At 66.4% G+C, this 15,417-nt stretch carries 14 protein-coding genes; 5 read left to right on the forward strand and 9 right to left on the reverse strand.

Annotated features, from left to right (window positions below; genetic code table 11):
• A partial coding sequence (gene glnA, locus ACJ8FR_RS06930) for a type I glutamate--ammonia ligase (RefSeq protein WP_407827897.1) occupies positions 1 to 906 on the forward strand: 906 nt, incomplete at its 5' end.
• Positions 907 to 1,152: 246 nt separating this feature from the next.
• On the opposite strand, the gene ACJ8FR_RS06935 is transcribed toward glnA, so the two are convergent.
• From ACJ8FR_RS06935 to ACJ8FR_RS06945, 3 genes are read right to left on the reverse strand one after another with little or no spacing between them, the layout of a single operon-like run.
• Positions 1,153 to 2,547 (reverse strand): hypothetical protein, encoded by a 1,395-nt coding sequence (locus ACJ8FR_RS06935; protein ID WP_407827898.1) that lies wholly within the window; start codon positions 2,545 to 2,547, stop codon positions 1,153 to 1,155.
• On the reverse strand, positions 2,547 to 3,887 hold the full coding sequence (locus tag ACJ8FR_RS06940) for an MFS transporter (protein ID WP_407827899.1): 1,341 nt from the start codon (positions 3,885 to 3,887) through the stop codon (positions 2,547 to 2,549). The genes ACJ8FR_RS06935 and ACJ8FR_RS06940 overlap by 1 nt, the downstream gene beginning before the upstream one ends.
• A complete protein-coding gene (locus ACJ8FR_RS06945; protein ID WP_407827900.1) occupies positions 3,835 to 5,250 on the reverse strand; it encodes an amino acid permease in 1,416 nt (471 codons plus the stop codon). Before ACJ8FR_RS06945 ends, ACJ8FR_RS06940 begins: the two co-directional genes overlap by 53 nt.
• A gap of 179 nt (positions 5,251 to 5,429) precedes the next feature.
• Here ACJ8FR_RS06945 and ACJ8FR_RS06950 point away from each other — a divergent pair, with 179 nt between their 5' ends.
• Entirely contained in the window at positions 5,430 to 5,762 is a 333-nt protein-coding gene (locus ACJ8FR_RS06950; protein ID WP_407827901.1) for a hypothetical protein, read from the forward strand.
• Between the two features lie 102 nt (positions 5,763 to 5,864).
• Here ACJ8FR_RS06950 and ACJ8FR_RS06955 read toward each other — a convergent pair whose 3' ends face one another.
• The 4 genes from ACJ8FR_RS06955 to ACJ8FR_RS06970 form a co-directional block, all read right to left on the reverse strand.
• On the reverse strand, positions 5,865 to 6,272 hold the full coding sequence (locus ACJ8FR_RS06955) for an endonuclease domain-containing protein (protein WP_407827902.1): 408 nt from the start codon (positions 6,270 to 6,272) through the stop codon (positions 5,865 to 5,867).
• Between the two features lie 74 nt (positions 6,273 to 6,346).
• A complete protein-coding gene (locus ACJ8FR_RS06960) occupies positions 6,347 to 10,519 on the reverse strand; it encodes a translocation/assembly module TamB domain-containing protein (RefSeq protein WP_407827903.1) in 4,173 nt (1,390 codons plus the stop codon).
• Positions 10,519 to 12,513 (reverse strand): autotransporter assembly complex protein TamA, encoded by a 1,995-nt coding sequence (locus ACJ8FR_RS06965; protein WP_407827904.1) that lies wholly within the window; start codon positions 12,511 to 12,513, stop codon positions 10,519 to 10,521. The genes ACJ8FR_RS06960 and ACJ8FR_RS06965 overlap by 1 nt, the downstream gene beginning before the upstream one ends.
• Positions 12,514 to 12,578: 65 nt before the next feature.
• Positions 12,579 to 12,788, reverse strand: a complete 210-nt coding sequence (locus ACJ8FR_RS06970) for a hypothetical protein (protein WP_407827905.1) — start codon at positions 12,786 to 12,788, stop codon at positions 12,579 to 12,581.
• 110 nt (positions 12,789 to 12,898) lie between these two features.
• Between ACJ8FR_RS06970 and ACJ8FR_RS06975 the strand changes: the two genes are divergently transcribed.
• Positions 12,899 to 13,069 (forward strand): hypothetical protein, encoded by a 171-nt coding sequence (locus tag ACJ8FR_RS06975; protein WP_407827906.1) that lies wholly within the window; start codon positions 12,899 to 12,901, stop codon positions 13,067 to 13,069.
• 55 nt (positions 13,070 to 13,124) lie between these two features.
• The gene (locus tag ACJ8FR_RS06980; protein WP_407827907.1) at positions 13,125 to 13,574 is read left to right on the forward strand and encodes a hypothetical protein; all 450 of its coding nucleotides are present in this window, start codon (positions 13,125 to 13,127) and stop codon (positions 13,572 to 13,574) included.
• Between the two features lie 26 nt (positions 13,575 to 13,600).
• Here ACJ8FR_RS06980 and ACJ8FR_RS06985 read toward each other — a convergent pair whose 3' ends face one another.
• Positions 13,601 to 14,248: a helix-turn-helix transcriptional regulator gene (locus tag ACJ8FR_RS06985; RefSeq protein ID WP_407827908.1), complete on the reverse strand. Its 648-nt coding sequence runs from the start codon at positions 14,246 to 14,248 to the stop codon at positions 13,601 to 13,603.
• A 272-nt stretch (positions 14,249 to 14,520) separates the two neighbouring features.
• On the opposite strand from ACJ8FR_RS06985, the gene ACJ8FR_RS06990 reads away from it, so the two are divergent.
• On the forward strand, positions 14,521 to 14,856 hold the full coding sequence (locus ACJ8FR_RS06990) for a hypothetical protein (RefSeq protein WP_407827909.1): 336 nt from the start codon (positions 14,521 to 14,523) through the stop codon (positions 14,854 to 14,856).
• On the opposite strand, the gene ACJ8FR_RS06995 is transcribed toward ACJ8FR_RS06990, so the two are convergent.
• Entirely contained in the window at positions 14,853 to 15,404 is a 552-nt protein-coding gene (locus ACJ8FR_RS06995; RefSeq protein ID WP_407827910.1) for a hypothetical protein, read from the reverse strand. The two genes, ACJ8FR_RS06990 and ACJ8FR_RS06995, sit on opposite strands and share 4 nt — an antisense overlap.
• Between the last annotated feature and the right edge of the window lie 13 nt (positions 15,405 to 15,417).

A 15,417-nucleotide genomic window follows, 5' to 3' on the forward strand; every position in this document is an offset into this window, starting at 1 on the left:
CACAAAATCCCAAAAAGACCCACTTCCAATCTCGGCTACTTCCCGGTGGCGCCGGTCGACAGCACGATGGACATCCGCGGTGAGATGGTCTCGACGATGCTCGAGATGGGGCTGCCGATGGACAAGCACCATCACGAGGTCGCCGCGTCGCAGCATGAGCTCGGCCTCACCTACGGCAGCCTCGTCGAGACCGCCGACCGCATGCAGATCTACAAGTACGTCGTGCACATGGTCGCGCACGCCTATGGCAAGACCGCGACCTTCATGCCCAAGCCCATCGCCAGGGATAACGGCAGCGGCATGCACACCCACATGTCGATCTGGAAGGGCAAGAAGCCGCTGTTCGCGGGCAACGGCTATGCGGGCCTCAGCGAGATGGCGCTCTACTTCATCGGCGGCGTGATCAAGCACGCCCGGGCGCTCAATGCGTTCACCAACCCGACGACGAATAGCTACAAGCGCCTCGTCCCGGGGTTCGAGGCGCCCGTGCTGCTCGCTTACTCCAGCCGCAACCGCTCGGCCTCGTGCCGCATTCCCTACGGCGCGGGAGAGAAGGCCAAGCGGGTCGAGTTCCGCTTCCCCGACGCGCTCGCCAATCCGTACCTCGCATATTCCGCGCTGCTCATGGCCGGCCTCGACGGCATCCAGAACCGGATCCATCCGGGCGACCCGATGGACAAGAACCTCTACGATCTGCCGCCGCAGGAGCTGGTCAACGTCCCGACCGTCTGCGGTTCACTCCGCGAAGCCCTCGTCAGCCTGCAGAACGACCGCGCTTTCCTCACTCGCGGCGACGTGTTCAGCGACGACCAGATCGACGCTTACACAGAGTTGAAATGGGAAGAGGTCATGCGTTGGGAGACCACGCCGAGCCCGGTTGAATTCGACATGTATTATTCTTCGTAAAAAGGCGTAAACTACGTCTTTCGGGACGCCGATGGGGGGAACCCTCCCACCTTCCCTTTCCTCCCATCGGCATCGTCTCCATTTCGGATATTCCCTCCACATTTCCGCAAGTTGGCGGAGGATGGCCGAGCGCGGCTGGGACCCCACCGACTCATCTCGATGCGCCCGGCACCGCGGCTGCCCGAAGCCCTTACTGACGGCGCCTCGACCGCAACTCCGCGGCGACTTCGAGGGCTTCATAAAGCGCTAGCGGCGAGCGTAGATCGCGCCGGCCTTGTCGTGGGCGATCAGGCGCCACTCGGGCGACCGTTCGATCAGCCGGAGGAGCCTGCTGTCGTTGGGAAGCATGACCCACCGAATATCCCAGCGGCGGACGGCTTCGGCGAAGGCCTGGCCGTCGCCGTGCGCGATGCTCGAATAGCCGACGACCAGGTCGTCGCCGTACATGTCTCCCCGGCCATCGATATAAGGCCGGATGCCGGCAAGGATCAGCGGACCGCCCATCGAATAGCCGTTGAGCACATGCTCGGACCGTAATTCCGGCGGGATTGCGGCGATCAGCTTCCAAGGATTGGCATCATTGTCGGCCGGCTGGAGCGGCAAGATCGTACCGATGGCGACCAGCATGGCCGCTCCTCCAACCGCTACCCAGACGGACGGCGCATCGGCCGTATGCGCGCGCGCTTCCCGCGGCGCGAATCCCTGTGGGAGCAGGATCGCCGCGACGATCGCCAGCATGGCTTCGTGCCGCACCTGCAGCAGCGCCAGGCCAAGCAGCGCCGCCAGCAGCAGCCAGCGAGTCCAGCGCAGACGCGGCCGCTTCCACAGGATCAGGGCAAGGGTGACCGCCAGGACGCCGAAGAAGAACGGCGTGCGCCCGGGGGTCGCCGGCTGCCATTCGTCGATCAGCGGTAGCATGTGGAGCTGGGCGATGCGCAGCGGGTGAAGCACACCTTCCAGCCCGTTGCCGTTGATCAGGCAGGCCGCTGCGCAGGCCGCGCCGAACAACAACCACTGGCGAAGCGCGCGCGGCCTGTCCGGGGATGCGACCAGCGCTTCGAGCCCGAACGCGGCGGCGATCGCCAGGCCGATGACGAAGCTGCCGTGGAGGTTTGTCCAAAGCACCATAAGCAGCGCGGCGATGAGCGGCGGCGCGCGGTCCTGCTCGCGTGCCCGAAGCATCAGCCAGGTCCACAGTGCAAGCAGTGGCCAGGCAAGGACGTGCGGCCGGGCGAACAGCATCGGGACAAGCGCGAAATCCATCGCGACGATCGGCAGCAGCGCCGCCCGAACCCATCTCCGGGCATTGACGTAGACGATCGCATGCAGCATCATCAGCGCGGCGGTCACCAACGCCGCAACCCCGCCATAACCGGCGAGGCGGTACGCCCCGGCATAGAAGACTTCGGCGAGCCATTCGATCGGGACCCACGGCTTGCCGTACCAGGTGAAGGAGAATGGATCGGTCTGGGGAATTGCGCGGTGGTCGATGATCCACTGGCCGGTCGCGATGTGCCAGCTGACATCGCCGTCGTCGAAGATCGTCCGCGAGCTACCCAGCACCGCCGGGATGAGCAGCACGGCGAGAAGCATCGAGATATCGAGCCGGCCATTCCGCGGGACCGGTGCGGCGTCCGGCATCAGTCCTCCTCGATCCGGCTGGCGGTCCTGGTCTCGCGCATGCGGACGTAAGCGATGAGGGAGCAAGCCGCGAGCGCCGAGATGTAGATGTAGAACCAGCGTTCGTGGCCGATGCCCTTGAGCCACAAGGCGATATATTCCGCGGTCCCGCCGAACAGCGCATTGGCGATGGCATAGGGCAGCGCGACCCCGAGAGCCCGGATCTCCACCGGGAACATTTCGGCTTTGATGATGGCGTTGATCGAGGTGTAGCCCGTGACGATCACCAGCGCTGCCATGACCAGCGCGAATGCCGCCGCCGGGTCGTGCACATGCTCGAGGGTCGTGAAGATCGGATAGGTGAACAGCACGGCGCCGATGCCAAAGAAGATCATCAGCGGCCTGCGTCCGACCTTGTCGGAGATACGGCCCGCCACGGGCTGCAGGAACAGCATGGCGGTCAACGCGACCGTCATAATCCGGGACGCGGTCGCGCGGTCGAACCCGCTCGTGTTGGCGAGGAATTTCTGCAGGTAGATGGTGTAGGCGTAAAAGGCCGCGGTGCCGCCGGCGGTAAGCGCGAGCACCAGCAGGACCTCGCGCGAATGATGGCGCATCAGATTGGAGACGGTCGAACGCCGCCGGTCCGCTTTGACCATCAGCTTTTCAAAGCTGAGCGTCTCATCGAGCCGGCGCCGGATGAAGAAGACGACGATGGCGAGCAGCGCACCCGCGGCGAACCCGACGCGCCAGCCCCAAGCCTGCATCGCCGCCTCGCCGATCGTCGCCTGGAGCACGACGAGCAGCGCGAGCGCGGCAAGCTGGCCGCCGATGATCGTCACATATTGGAAGCTCGACCAGAAACCGCGCCGGTCGCGGTCGGCCATTTCGGACAAATAGGTTGCGCTCGAGCCATATTCGCCTCCGAGGCTGAGGCCCTGAATGATGCGCGCAAGGAGCAGGATCGCGGGAGAAAGCACGCCGGCGTTGGCATAGCCGGGCGCCAGCGCGATCATCAGCGAGCCGACGCACATCAGGGTGACCGAGAGCGTCAGCCCGGCCTTGCGGCCGCGGCGGTCCGAATAAACGCCCATCGCCCAGGCGCCGATCGGCCGCATAACGAAGCCGACGGCGAAGATTGCCGCAGTGTTCAGCAGCTGGGCAGTCGCGTCGCCCTTGGGGAAAAAGATCGGCGCGAAATAGAGCGCGAACGCCGAATAGACGTACCAGTCGAACCATTCGACGAGGTTGCCGGCCGAACCGCCGACGATGTTCCGCAGGCGGCGGCGGCGAGTGTCGCTGGTGCCCCTAAGCACCTGCGGCGCGCGAGCGCTCGGCGGCGCGGCTGCCGTAGATCGCATAGAGCACGAGCCCGATCACCTGCGCGGCGAGGAAGAAGATCTGCGTCCGGTTGGGCAGGCTGTAGAACAGGTAAAGACAGCCGAGAATGCCGCCCGATCCGACAACCCAGGGCAAAGGCGCGCGGAACTTGCGTTCCCTGTCAGGCTCGCGGCGGCGAAGCACGAGCATCGCCGAGCACACCGCGATGAACGCCGCGAGCGTGCCGGCATTGGCCAGAGCGGCGATGCTGGCGAGCGGGATCAGCCCGGCAAATACCGAGGTGACGATCGCCGTGAAAATGGTGATGCGGACCGGCGTCCCGCGCCGCGAAACGCGCGCAAGCGAGCTCGGCAGCAGCCCGTCGCGGGCGACGGTGAAGAAAATCCGGCTCTGGCCGTAAAAGAAGGCCAGGATCACCGTTGGTAGCGCGATCACCGCCGAAGCGCCGAGCACCCGCGCCGCCCAGGGCTGGCCGATGTCGCGCAGGATCAGCGCCAGCGGCTCGGCGCTGTTGGCAAAGCCGGTGGTGGCGACCGCACCAATCGCGACGGCGGCCACAGCCATGTAGATCGCAACGCATACCGCCATCGACCCGACGATCCCGATCGCGAGGTCGCGGCTGGGGTTCTTGGCTTCCTCGGCGGCCGTCGCAATCGCGTCGAAGCCATAAAAGGCGAAAAAGATGATCGCCGCCGCGGCCATCACGCCGACCTCGCTGCCCGATGCCCCCGACTTGGGAAAGCCGAACGGCATGAACGGATGGAAGTGCGAGGCATCGAACACCGGCAAGGCGACCGCGATGAACAGCGCGAGCGCCGCGATCTTGATCGCGACCAGGATGGCGTTGAGGGTCGCGCTTTCGCGCGTGCCGGCCATCAGCAGCCCCGCGACCACCCAGATGATGAAGATCGCCGGGAGGTTGAGGATTCCGCCGAGCGCGGGCCCCTGGGTCAACGCATTCGGCAGTCCGAGGCCGATCGAATTGAGGAAGCCCGCCGCATAGCCGGACCAGCCGACCGCGACTGCGCTCACCACCAACGTATATTCGAGGATCAAAGCGACCCCGATCATCCACGCGATCAGCTCGCCGAACACGACATAGCTGTAGGTATAGGCCGACCCAGACGCCGGGATCATGGTCGCGACCTCGGCATAGGCGAGCGCGGCGCAGGCGCAGATCGCGCCGGCGATCGCGAAGGACAGGATGACGGCCGGCCCCGCTTTTCCAGCCCCGACGCCGATCAGCGTCAGGATGCCGGTGCCGACGATCGCCCCGACGCCGAGCGCGACGAGGTGCGGCCACGACAGCGATTGCTTGAGCCGGTGTTCGGCGGGCATGTCCTCCCGCGCGACAACCGTCTTACGGACGTTCCAGTTCTTCATGTCCCCTCCCCGTCAGCCAAGCGTAACGAAGCAATCCAGCCGCGCAACCGGATTGCCGCGCCGCTGCGCGGCTCGCGCGAAACGCAGCGACCCACCGCGAGGCTTATGATACGTGGCCGGCGCGGCGTGTATGATTTGCGGATTCCGCAACAACGGGTCGCCGAAGACAGGAGAGACACATGCGTAAGCTCGTCACCTTGGCCGCCTTTACGATCCTCACTACTGGAATGAGTAGTTCTGCATTCGCTGGCGAGGTGACTGGCCAGACTGGCCAAAAAATTCGAACAGGGGCTCCAGCACACGCAAACTCAATATGTGCTTATTCGGGATTAGAGGATGGAACCACTCTCGTCAGCGTCGATGCAAACGGAAACATGACCTTCGTCTATGACACTCCCACCGGCCCGGGCATCGTGCAAACTCCGCATTCGGACGGCGGAATGATTCACGATCCGGGAATCCCTGGAACGGCGTGCCGTGGCTTCTCTAACCCGGAGAACCCCCCGCTATAAGCGCCGAAATGAAAGTCTTCCGCTTCGGCGGAGGCTTTCTTAGCCGTTGGTCTACCGCGGTCAGCCTCGCGAATTAATGTCCGCTTCCACCCAAAGCGGACGTTAGCTCGCGATCGGTCGTCTCGTCCTCCCCTCCCTGGAAGGGAGGGGCTCGGGGTGGGTGCCGCCGAGGCTCTCGGCGGCGCGCGCGAGGATCACCTCGACCGCACCGATTGGATTCTCCCGCACATCGCTGTTCCAGACGCGAAATACGGACCAACCCTGTTCAGCCAGCCACTGATCCCGCAGCAGATCACGCCTGGATTCTGCATGCTGCCCGCCATCGATTTCGACTACAAGCTTCGCCCGACGACAGGCAAAATCGACAACGTAGGGGCCGATCGGGAACTGCCGAGTGAACTTGGGGCGATAGCGCGACAGCAGTTCCCACACCTTGCGCTCTTCTCTTGTCGCGTTTGAACGCAGCGTGCGGGCGCGTTCAGTCACTCCGATTTCGACGCGGCGGGACATACTGCGAGCTTAGCAAAGCGCGCTTCGCGCACCCACCCCCCTACCCCTCCCTTCCAGGGAGGGGAGTTCAGCACTCAATAATCCTTGCTCACCCGCACGCTCGCGCTTGAGCGGCCAATGGTCGAGACGGTCGACAGCACCGAAAGCCAGCGCGTCATCTGATATTCGACCTGCGTCGCCGAATAGCCCTGCCCGTCGGTCACGACCTCGACGAACAATTTGCGGGTGATGTACTTGCCGGCGCCGATCGCGGTCTTTTGGCCCGTGGCGACGTCGGCCGGCACGACGCGCAGCCGGTCGAGCCCGATCGCGCGGCGCAGCGCATTGATCGGGTCGAGGCTGCCGTTGCCCGACTGGAACGCGGCGACTGCCGACGCAAGCTGAAGCGCCTCGGGCGCCGAGAGGTTGGTGATCGATGTGCCGAACAGGATGCGTGACAGGAGCTCGTCCTGCGGCATCGGCGGCGAGCTGGCGAAGGTGATCTCGGGCGTCAGGCCGGTTCCCGCGACGGTCACGCTCGCGTCGAGGCCCTGGACCGCGGCCACGGCGTGGATGTCGAGCAAGGGATTGGGCGGGCTCTCGTTGCGGAAGCGAATGACGCCGCGGTCGAGGCGGAAGATGCGCCCGGCAAAGTCGTAATTGCCCTGGACGAGATCGGCGCGGCCGGTGAAGCGCGGCTGGTCGGCCAGGCCGCCGATCTGCAGGTTGGTCGTCCAGCGACTGTTGATGCCGAGGCCGGTCACCTGGAGGTCGCTTCCAGCAAGCTTCAGGTTGAGGTGCCACGGGTGGAGCAGTGCGGGCTCGATCACGTCCTCCTCGTTGAGGCCCATCTCGCGAACGTTGAGTTGAGGAACGGCGGCGGCTGCCGTCGCGCGGCCGAGCTGGAAGCGGCCCTTGTTGAGCCTGAGGTCGCCCGAAATGACTCCGCCGTTCGCGTCGGACTTGAGCTGCAGCGGCCCGGTGACGCGGGCCGCGACGTCGTCGCGGTTGAGGAGCAGCGCCTGGCTGGCGTTGAACGACAGGTTGAGCAGGGTCTTGCCGCCCGAGAAGGTGACCGAGCCGTTGCCGGTGACGCTGCCGCCGCCGGTCGTCTGGCCGGTGATCCGGCTGAAGATCAATTGCGACCCGGAGAAGCGCGCCTGGCTTGCGACATGGTCGATTACCATGCCGGTCACCTGGCTTTCGAGCCGGCCGTCCTGCGTGCGCAGAGAACCGCGGATTTGCGGGTCGGCGACGCGTCCGCCAATGTCGGCGCCGACCGCCAGCGGGCCCGACATGTCGATCACCTCGCTGCCGGTCAGCCGCCACAGCGTATCGGCCGGACCGGCGTAGCGGAGCTGCGCGAACAGCGGCGCGTTCATCAGCTCGGCGACGAGAGGGCCATGGCCGAGCGGGCCGAAGCGCGCCTGGGCGCGGCCGACGATCGCGCCATCGCTCGCCGCGACCGCGCGAAGCCCGGCCTGGCCGCCGTTGACGATCGCGGCAATGGCGACGTCGATCGGCTTGGAGGCGAGCACCAGCCCGGCGCGGCTGAGGCCGTGAACCTTCAGGTCGAGACGGCCGGTGCGGTTGGTCTTCCACGCATAATCGAGACGTCCGGTCGCCGAACCCGACAGGTTGAGGTTGGGCCAGAACAGGTCGAGCACTTCCAGGGGCATCGCGCCGAGCTGGGCGTGCACCTCGGGGGCCGAACCGCTCCGTCCCGACACCGTCGCATTGCCGCCGGCGAAGCTGATGCTGGTCGGCGCCAACGCCCAGCCGTCCCCGGCGCGGGTCAGCACCGCGGCCTGGTTGAGGACCAAAGGCTGACGCTCGATGCGGCCGCTGCCGGTCAGGCGGATGGTGTCGGACGAAACGTCGGCAAGGGTGGAGAAAGCGAATGCGGCTCCCCGGCGGCCGGCGAAGGCTGCGCGGACCTGGCCGGCGCCGTTGACGAGCTTGGCATTGGCGGTCAGCCGCGCCAGGGTCACGGCCCCGGCTGAAATCCCCCGCGCATCGACGCTGCCGTCGACGGTCGTCCGGTCGTCGGCGAGGATGATGATGCCGTCGGCGCGGCCGCTTCGGACCGAGAAGGCGTCGGGGAAGCTGGCGTTATTCGCGGTCACATGGGCATCGATGCGCTGCGCTTGGCCGACGGGCGAGAAGTCGAGCGTGCCGCCGAGCCTGCCGTTGGCAAGCGTCAGCCGGCCGGTGAAGCCGCCCGGGTCCGAGCGGAGGTTGCCGCTTGCATGGGCGCCTCCCGCGTCGAGGCTCGCGACCGCGATGACCGTCGGCGCGTCGTGGGGCAGCAGGATCTGGCCGAGCGAAGTGAACGGCCCGAGCCGCGAGCCGCCGCTGGCCCGGTAATTGTATCCGGCAGGCGTCGGATCGAGCACGAGGCGCATGTTCGAGATGCCGAGCGTCTCGTTCGGGCTGGGCAGGAATATGTCCAGCTTGGGTCGCTCGATATGCCCATCGAGCACCAGCTTGACCGCGCCATATTTGGCCTGCCGCCCCACCCCGGTGATGTGGAAGGTGCCGTCCTTGAACCGCACGCCCGAAGCCGACAGCCGAAGCTTCGGCGAGCGGATCTGCATGTTGGTGAAATGGACGATCCCGTCATTGCCGCGCTCGAGATCGGTGGTCAGGGTCGGCAAGCCGCCGGTGAGCTCGCGGAAGAAGCTGTTGTCGAGCCGCCGCACCCAAGCCTTCGCCGTCCCCACCACGTGCGATCCGTGGTTGTTCGCGCCGGGAACGACATGAAGGTCGGTGACGACGTCGACGACGCCGAGGCCGGGGATCAGGTAGCGCTGCATCGCGCCGGAGAGCAGCACGTCGAAGCGGCCGGTGACGAGGTCGATCAGCAGCGAGATCTTGCCGGTCCATTTGGCACTGGTGAGCTTGAGCCCGTCACCGCGTACCAGTTTGGGCGTGATCGCCAGCCAGCCTTCGATCACGGGGTTGGCGAGCATCGCACCGGCGACGTCGCCGACGCCCGTGATCGCTTTGGCCGCGAGCCTGATCGGAACGCGCATGGGCCACGGGGTCAGGCGCCCCCGGCCCTCCGCGTGCAGGCCGGTGAAGCCATTATTGTCGAACTGAACGAAATCGGACGTCAGCCGGTAGGAATAATCGGCGGTCGCGAACGGCCCGTCGAGCGTCCACACCATCCGCACGGACTTGCCGGTCATGTTCGTGAACAGCGCCGGCGGTTTGAGGAGGTCGATGCCGAGCCGGAGCGCGCGATAGCGGTTGCCGCCGAGGTCCAGCGTGCCCTTGGCGGCCGCGCGCAGCTCGGGCGAGGATGCACTCAATTGGCCGTCGAGCAGACGATCCTTGAGCGTGGCATCGCCGCGGATCGTGACGAGGGGGACGGTCAGGCGCTGGAACTTGCCGGCGAGGAATTGCGCCGGCGCCCATTGGCCCTGGAGCCGGTAACGGCCGGAATCGACGCCAAGCGCCATCCGCGCGGTCGGACGGCCGGACAGGTCGAGCGCCGCGGTGCCGCGCCAGCGCGTCCAGCTGCCCTTGCCGCCGATCGCGAGGCTGAGCGATCGGCTGGTTCCAATCAGCGCGGGGACAAGGCCGTCGGCGGGCGCAATGACGCGCGCGCCGATGTCGAACCTGTTGCGGTCCGGCTCGGCGTCGAGATGGAAGGCGATGCGGTCCCCGCCATTGTTGATCAGCGCCGCAAGCTCGACGAGCGCGCGGCCGCTGCGCACCTCGGCCTTGCCGCGCACGCTGCCGCTGCGCGGCTTGCCGCTGACCTGCGCGCCGATGTCGAGGCGGTCGATCCTGAAGTCGCCGATGTGGACGTCGAATCCCGGGAGGATCGGCCCCTTGCGGGTCGTCGGCTTGAGCCTGGGCAGGCGGATCAGCGTCGCCCGCTCCGCCGTCAGGCTGTCGACATCGAGCTTGTTGTCGAGCCACGCGCCGGGGCTCCAGTCGAGCTTGATGTTGGGCGACGTCAGGAACACGCCACGGCCGTCTGCGATCGTCACGTTCCGAAGCTGCGACTTGCCGAAGATCGAGCCGTCGATCCGCCCGATGCGGATCCGGAGGCCCGAGGCGGTTTCGAACCGGCTCAGCTGATCGACGATGAAGCGGTGCCCCGGCGCACTGTCGAGCAGCACTACGAGGCCGGCGAGCAGGAACAGGAGCGCGACGAACAACGCGAACAGCTCGTTGAGCAGGCGCCGCCCCCAATCTGGCCGGAGCCGACGGCGCGACGGATCGTCGGTGCGGCTGTCGATCGCGGCCTCGGACATCAGAAGGCCTGGCCGAGCGAAACGGTCACGGCGAACGGCCCGTCACCCTTTTGACGGTTGAGCGGCACGCCGACGTCGACGCGGATCGGGCCGAAGCTCGAGTAATAGCGCGCGCCGAGCCCCGCGGCGTAGCGCCAATGGCCGAAATCGGGCCGCGCCGACGAGGTCAATGTCCCGCCGTCGAAGAAGGGCACGACCCCGAAATTGCCGCCGAACTGGTTCAGGCGGACGCGGGCTTCGAGTGCGAATTCGGCAAGCCCGCGGCCGCCGATCGGGTCGCCGTCCAGGTCCTTGGGACCAAGCTGCTGGTAGCCGTAACCCCGCACCGAACCGCCACCCCCGGCGTACAAGCGGCGCGAGGGCGCGATGTTGAACAGGCCGGCACCGAAGATCGTGCCCAGCCGGATCCGGCCGGCGGCAACGACGTGGTCGGAGATCGGGTGGTAAGCGCTCGCGTCGATCTGCGCGCGGCCGTAGCTGAAATGCCCGCCGTGGAACGAGATTTCCGGGCTCAGCCGCCCGCTGAGGCGGAAGCCGCGCGTCGGGTCGAGCAGGCTGTCGCTGCCGTCATAGCCCAGCGCCAGAGGCACCGCCGCGATCAGGAACCGCCTTGTGTCCTTGACGCCCACGCTGCTGAACACGCCGCGCTCGATCGTCCCGAGCCACTCGCCGCCGTACGACCAGGTCCACGGCTTCTGCCAGATGAAGTTGCTCTGCCGCTCGATATATCCGGCGAGGTCGATCGTCTTGGCGGTGTAGGCCGCGAACTTCTGGTGCGAGGCCGAGAACTGCAGGTTCAAGGTCTGGTCGCGCTGCAGAAAGTTCGAGCGGCGCACCTGCACGCCGAGCAATTGCTCGCTCGTGCCGGCAATGCCGCGAAGCGTCAGCGCTCCTTCGGGATTGAAGAAGTTGCGGTCGGTCCAGCTCGCTTCGATGCGCGCGCCCTGGCCCGTTCCGTAGCCGAGCTCGCCGGCGATGGTGTGTGACGGCGCGGGCTCGAGGCGGACGTTGAGGTCCACCGTTCGCCCGCCGTCGACCGGCACGACCTGGATGTCGGCGTTGGCGACGAGGGTCGTCGCGATCAATGCGCGGCGGAGATCGTCGACCTTGGAGCGCCGAAATGGATCGCCACGCTTGAACCGCGCGATCAGGCCGACATGGCTGGCGCTGAACGGCGGCCGGCCGCTGACCCGGATCGCGCCGAAGCGCGCGATCGGGCCTGGATCGACCGGCAGCGTGAGGGTTGCCAAGTGCGTCTGGTGGTTGACCTCGACGTCCTGCTCGCCAAGCTTGGCCTGCGCATAGCCTTGTTCGCCGAGCGCGGTGGTGAGCGCGAGGCCGGCAGCGATGACATCGCCCGCGATCACCGGGTCGCCGGCATTCACGGCGAAGGTCGCGCGCAACCGCTTTGCCTCCGCCCCTGCCGCATCGAGCCCCGGCAGATCGACCGACGCGAAGCGATATTGCGGCCCCGGATCGGCGGTAAGGACGACGCTCAGCGCATCGCCGAGTTTCTCGGTCCGCGGCTCGACGGCGGCATCATAATAGCCCTGGGCGCGAAGCAATTGCGTGAGGAGGTCGGCGTCGGCGCTCGCGCGGCGGCCGATCTGCGCCGCATTGGCCGGATCCTTGCGCTCGGCTTCCAGCGCCGACTGCGCGCGGAAACCGCGGAGCAACTCTTCGGCGTTGCCGACGGGCGCCAGGCCCTCGACCTGAACGGTGTAGCGCATGTTGCCGGTCGTGACCGCGGCCGTACGTCCTTTGCGCTGCGGCGCTGCCGGCGTGGCGGACGGCGGAGCGGTGTCCTTGGCATCGAGCCCGGGCCAGGCGACGCCGAGGTCGGGCAGCGGCTCGAGCGGCGCGTTGGGGTCGAGCTCCGCGGCATCCGGCGGAGCGGGCGCGACCTGCGCGAGCAATGGGGTCGGGAGCAACGCCGAGGCGGCGGCCGCGCACAGCAGGCGTGCGCCTGTGACCTTGAAACCCCGCCCACTCATCCAGATCGAAGCCTTAACCAGCGCACCTGAACCGCGCCAGTATGTTCCGTAGCTGTTCGAACGGCTTAGTGGACGGTTCCAGTGACCTCGTCGCTGCTCAGCGTGGCGATCACCCGTTCGATCTGCCGCCAGTGGCAAAAGCGCGCGACATTCCCGTCGTCGCGGCTGCGCTCGGCGCGCACCGCCGCCTCGAAGCCGGCGTCATCGCCGAAGCGGTCGATCAATTCGGCAGCATCGGCGAGCGTCGAGCGGCCGTGGATGAAAGGGCTGTCCATGGCCCAGGGTTTAGCGCGTTCGCGTTTCCCGACTGCGGACGATCGTCGTCAACGGCGCGTTGACCATATTGCTTGGCTTTCGAGCCGGCGGCCTGCAAGGGCCCCATGCGATGCGTGACCGAACCCGAGCCGGCGGCTGCTTCCTCACCTTATGCATCCTCGCCGGGTTCCCGCTCGGCCTGGCGATCGGCAATCCCATGAAGGGCATACTTATCGGCACCGGAGTAGGGATCGCGCTCGCGGTGCTCACGTGGCTGATCGACCGCAAACCTCGGAGCTGATCTTGACCTCGAAGCTGAGTTAGCCTTCACCAGAGCGGTGGGGGGCAGTCGCGTTATGACTTCCAGAATCATTTTGGCCGCTCTGGCTTCGTTGCTCGCTGCGGCAGCTCCTGCTCCAGTTGCTGATGATACCGTGATGCTCACCACTCTCGGCTACGCGATCGGCGAATCCCTTCTTGTCACTCACATGGCCGTGGGTACGCTGGCCGATGCGGTCGGGACCAAGACGTACACCGCCGAGCAAGCTACGAGCTTCGTCGATACCTACATCAACATCACCCAGGGAATGCGCAAGCAGATGACCAAGCTGGCCGGCACCGGTTTGAGGAAGGACGATGCGCAGTTCGTGCAAGACGCTATCCGAACGGCGGACGAGGTTGTTGTGGAAAGTAATGACCTCAAGAAATACATCGCCAGCAAAAGCCAGGCGGACGTCGAAGCTTATGCCAACGACCGGAAGCAGGCGCTCAAGGAAATCAAGGCGCTGGTCGGCATCAAGGACTAGTCAAACCGGAATCGCGGTCGAACGGGCTAGAGAATCCGGCGGCCGGCCCAAATCACCCGGCCGATGCAGTTGATCTCGCCAAGGCTGCAATCGGGCCAATCGGGATAAGCGGGGTTGTCGGACTGGACCGTGACGCGGCGGGCGATCGGGTTGAGCGCCAGGCGCTTGACGACCAGGGCATCGTCGATCCGAAGCACGTAGATGCCGTCGCGCAGCCGCTCCGCCGCGTCGCCGAGATCGACCAGGATGTCGTCACCCGCGTTCAACGTCGGCGCCATCGAATCGCCTTCGACCCGGACCAGCGACAGATTGGCCGCCGCAGTTGGAGTGAGGGCTTTCAGCCAGCGCTCGTCGAACGCGAAATAGGGCTTGCCGAGTTCCTCGGTCACGACCGCGCCGGGGCCGGCGGAGACCGTCACCGGGTGACGGTCGACGCTGATCAGGCCGTCATTCGCCCGTCCCCCCTCCGGTGGACCGCCGAGCAGAGCTTCGGGGATCGCGAAATAGCGGGCGAGCTTGCGCCGCTCCTCCTCGCCGAGCCTCCTCGGCACGCCGCGGCGGACGAATTGCTGGATGTAGGCCGGGTTGCGCCCGAGCATGCGCGATAGCCCGGCAAAATCCTCGCCGCGCTCGGCGCACAGCCGTTCAACGACGAGGCGGGGATCGTTCACCATTAATACGTCCTTAGTAGTGGTAGGAAAATTCCTAGACAAGTAGGAATTGCGTTGGGAGGTATGCGCAGCCGAGTCGCGAGGATTATAAGGACACGACAGGTGAATTTGCTCAGAGAAGTGGAAAAATTCCTACGCCGAAATGAGACTGCTCCTACCCGTTTTGGTCGCGAAGCCGTCGGCGACCCGCGCTTTGTCTTCGATTTGCGCAACGGTCGCGACCCGAGGCCGCGAACCGTTGAGCGCGTCCTCGCTTATCTCGAAGCCGGTGCGCAATGAACCGTCTAGCCATTTCCCCGGCGGCGTCCGCACTGCTTCGAGTCCTGACCGCCCGAGCGGGCGCGAGCCGCGATAGGATTTTACTCAGCGATATATTGTCGGTCGACTGGCGCTCGCTGACCTTTGCCGGCGAACGCCACGAGATCGAGCTGCGCGTTGCCCGGCCGGACTCGTTCGCGCTGGCCGAACGGATGTGCGCCGGCCTCGAGGATGCGGACTTCAGCATTCCGGGAATCATCGTTGCGGACATCGCCGTGGTCGGCTCGCCCGAACGCGAGCTGGACGGATCGACGACCGTGACGATCGAGGCCCTGACCGTTTCCGCGGACTAACCGAGTGACCGCCTCAGTTCGGCAAGCGCATCCGACAGCGCTTGGGCGGCGTCGGCCGGCGCTTCCACGGGCGATGCCCCGACGTGACCGGCGATGCGCGACTGGAGCTGGCCCGGGGTAGGCATTGCGGCGCGGTCGAACAGGCGGACGACGCGTGCGTCGGAATCAATCTCGGCGAGAATGTCGTCGAGCAGGAGCGCCTCGCTACCATCGAGGCGATCTGCGTCGGTGAGGACGAGCTCATCCTGCGGCCGCAGCCGGTCCGCTTCGGTGAGCACCAGCTCGTCGGTGGGCTCGAACATATCCAGCTCGACAGGCTCGAAGGCCGTCAGATCGAAGCCGGCGTGGCGCGAGCCTATGTGCTCCATAAGGCGGCGGCAGGGCAGATAAGCCAGCGCCCCCGCCCCCGCCGCACAGACGCCGGCCTCGGGCTGAACGCCGAGCGTGCCGAGCAGCCCGTATCCGGCGTAGGCGACGGCGGCCGCGAGCAATGCCGAAGCACCGCGCTCGGCGCCGGTCTCGATCCGTTGAATCAGTCCCGCGTCCATCGCGCAAACTGAT

It is taken from the genome of Sphingomonas sp., assembly GCF_045810705.1.
Lineage (GTDB): Bacteria > Pseudomonadota > Alphaproteobacteria > Sphingomonadales > Sphingomonadaceae > Sphingomicrobium.